The sequence below is a fragment of the Pseudomonas sp. A39 genome (assembly GCF_058145955.1).
The window spans coordinates 1-2,487 of the sequence record NZ_JBYVMD010000103.1 but is presented as its reverse complement, the minus strand read 5'-3'; the positions used below and the strand labels follow the sequence as shown (position 1 = coordinate 2,487).

Sequence of the window (2,487 nt, the reverse complement as noted above, 5' to 3'; positions counted from 1 at the left end):
GGTCGCGAAGGCCGTGCACTGCTGCTGGTGACTCCACGTGAGCGCCGCATGCTGCAAGTGATCGAGCGTGTAACCGGCCAGAAAGTTGCCGAAGTCCGCCTGCCGGATGCCCAGGCAGTCCTGGATGCTCGCATCAAGAAACTGACCAACAGCCTGGCGCCACTGGTGGCTGACGCTGAATCGACCCACGGCGACCTGCTGGACCGCCTGACCGCCGATATCGGTTGCACCCCGCGTGCCCTGGCTGCAGCTCTGCTGCGCAAAGCCACCAACGGTCAGGCCCTGACCCTGGCAGCCATCGAGAAAGAACGTCCACTGGTTCCGAACAACGCGCCACGCGGTGATCGTCCAGAGCGTACCGGCGACCGTCCGGACCGTGGTGACCGTGAGCGTCGCGCTCCGGTGCCACTGGCTGAAGGCCGTGCTCGCTGCCGTACCGCGCTGGGCGCGCGTGATGGCATCGCTGCCAAGAACCTGCTCGGCGCTATCCTCAACGAGGGTGGCCTGGCACGTGAAGCCATCGGTCGCATCCAGGTGCGTGACAGCTTCTCCCTGGTGGAGCTGCCGGAAGACGGTCTGGAAAAACTGCTGACCAAGCTGAAAGACACCCGCGTTGCCGGTAAGCAGCTGAAGCTGCGTCGCTACCGCGAAGATTGATCCGCCCTTGGGCTGATTGATCGAACATAAAAAATCCCCGACTGGTTCGGGGATTTTTTTTGCCTGGCATTTCTGGATCAGCACTCGGTCAACGGTGGGAGCAAGCCCCACAGTTCGATGTCCATCAGCCGAAACGGTAGATGTCCATCCCCAGCGCGCCCAGCGTGAAGCCCTGGTGCGCCACGCTGAAATCGCCACCGGCGCCCCGCGCGAAATACAGTGGCAGCAGGTGCTCATCGCTGGGATGACTGCGCACCGCATGGGGCGCCTGTCGGCGATAGTCATGCAATGCAGCCTCATCATTGGCGGCCAGCTTATCCACCACCCAGTCACGGAAGTCCCGTGCCCACGGCTCAATGCTTTCGGCCCCCGCGTGCCAGTCCAGTTCGCCCAGGTTATGGGTGATGCTGCCCGAGCCGATCAACAACACGCCTTGCTCACGCAGACTGCTCAAGGCATGCCCGACGCGTGTCTGCAGGGCAGGGCCCATACGGCTGGGCAGGGACACCTGCACCACCGGAATGTCAGCCGCCGGGTACATCAGCGACAGTGGCACCCAGGTGCCGTGGTCAAACGGGCGGCGCTCGTCTATGCGTGCATTCAGGCCATCGGTGTGCAGCAGTTGGACAACCTCGCTGGCCAGTTGCGGATCGCCCGGCGCCGGGTACTGCACCGCAAACAGTTCGCGAGGGAAGCCGCCGAAGTCATGCCAGGTTTCGGGCGCGGGGCTGCCGCTGACCAGCAGTTCATGGCTCTCCCAGTGTGCCGACACCACCACGATCGCCTTGGGCCGTGGCAGCTCGGCAGCCAGACGCTGCAATGCCGGGCCGCTGGCGCCGGGTTGCAGGGCAAGCATGGGCGAACCGTGCGAGATAAACAGGCTGGGGAGCATAAGTGGAGTCCTGAGCGTTAACATGGGCCCATCTTCAATCAGATCATTGATCTAAATCTAATATAAGTTTTAGTGCCTTTTGATCGAATTTCCGGGGGGATCCATGGAGCCTAAATTTTGGCAAGAGCGCTGGGCGCGCAATCAGATCGGCTTTCACTTGCCCGAGGTCAATCCGTACCTGCTGCGGCATTGGTCGCATCTGTCCCTGGCCGATGACGCCAAAGTGCTTGTGCCGCTGTGTGGCAAAAGCCTGGACCTGATGTGGATGGCCAGTCATGGGTTGCGCGTCATGGGCGTGGAACTGTCGGAGCAGGCCGTCGAAACGTTTTTCAGCGAGCAGAGCCTGACGCCACACATCACCCGGCGCGGTGCCTTCACGGTCTACCAGGCGGATTTGCTTGAGGTGTGGTGCGGCGATTTCTTCGCCCTGGGCGCCGAGGATCTGGCCGACTGCACCGCGCTATATGATCGCGCTGCATTGATCGCCTTGCCGCCGCTGATGCGTGCGCAATACGCCGAACATCTGAACACTTTGCTGCGCCCAGGGTGTCAGGGGCTGTTGGTCACCCTTGATTATGACCAGACCCAAAAGGCCGGGCCGCCGTTTGCGGTGACGGATGACGAAGTAGCGGTGCTGTTTGGTTTGAAATGGACCTTGGAGGTGTTGGAGGCGCGAGACATCCTGGGCGAGAGTTGGAAGTTTGTGCAGGATGGCGTTACGCGGCTTGATGAGCGTGTCTATCGGCTGGTTATGCGTTGACCGGGGCAGTTCGTGCGCGGCGCTGGGACGGCGCTGAACCTGTGGCGAGGGCGCTTGCTCCCGCTGACGGCCTGGCAGACGAGCGCCATCTAACGGTCAGACCGCGATCCAAATGTGGGAGGGGGCTTGCCCCCGATAGCGGTGTGTCAGTCGATTCATCAGGTGACTGATTCAGCGC

The 2,487-nt window shown here is 62.2% G+C and carries 3 protein-coding genes; 2 read left to right on the top strand and 1 reads right to left on the bottom strand.

Translation table 11 applies throughout. The features are described 5' to 3' along the window. The coding region (locus tag AC3ZU9_RS31310; protein WP_490091782.1) for a DbpA RNA binding domain-containing protein at positions 1–657 on the top strand (657 nt) is incomplete at its 5' end. A 124-nt stretch (positions 658–781) separates the two neighbouring features. On the opposite strand, the gene AC3ZU9_RS31305 is transcribed toward AC3ZU9_RS31310, so the two are convergent. Next, a complete protein-coding gene (locus tag AC3ZU9_RS31305) occupies positions 782–1,549 on the bottom strand; it encodes a DODA-type extradiol aromatic ring-opening family dioxygenase (RefSeq protein ID WP_046035030.1) in 768 nt (255 codons plus the stop codon). 103 nt (positions 1,550–1,652) lie between these two features. Between AC3ZU9_RS31305 and AC3ZU9_RS31300 the strand changes: the two genes are divergently transcribed. After that, a complete protein-coding gene (locus AC3ZU9_RS31300; RefSeq protein WP_102060290.1) occupies positions 1,653–2,309 on the top strand; it encodes a thiopurine S-methyltransferase in 657 nt (218 codons plus the stop codon). Positions 2,310–2,487 lie beyond the last annotated feature (178 nt).

What these genes read in the sequence shown, in the direction of transcription:
- AC3ZU9_RS31305 (WP_046035030.1), bottom strand. Translation starts at nt 1,549, where the DNA reads ATGCTCCCCAGCCTGTTTATCTCGCACGGTTCGCCCATGCTTGCCCTG.
- AC3ZU9_RS31300 (WP_102060290.1), top strand. Translation starts at nt 1,653, where the DNA reads ATGGAGCCTAAATTTTGGCAAGAGCGCTGGGCGCGCAATCAGATCGGC.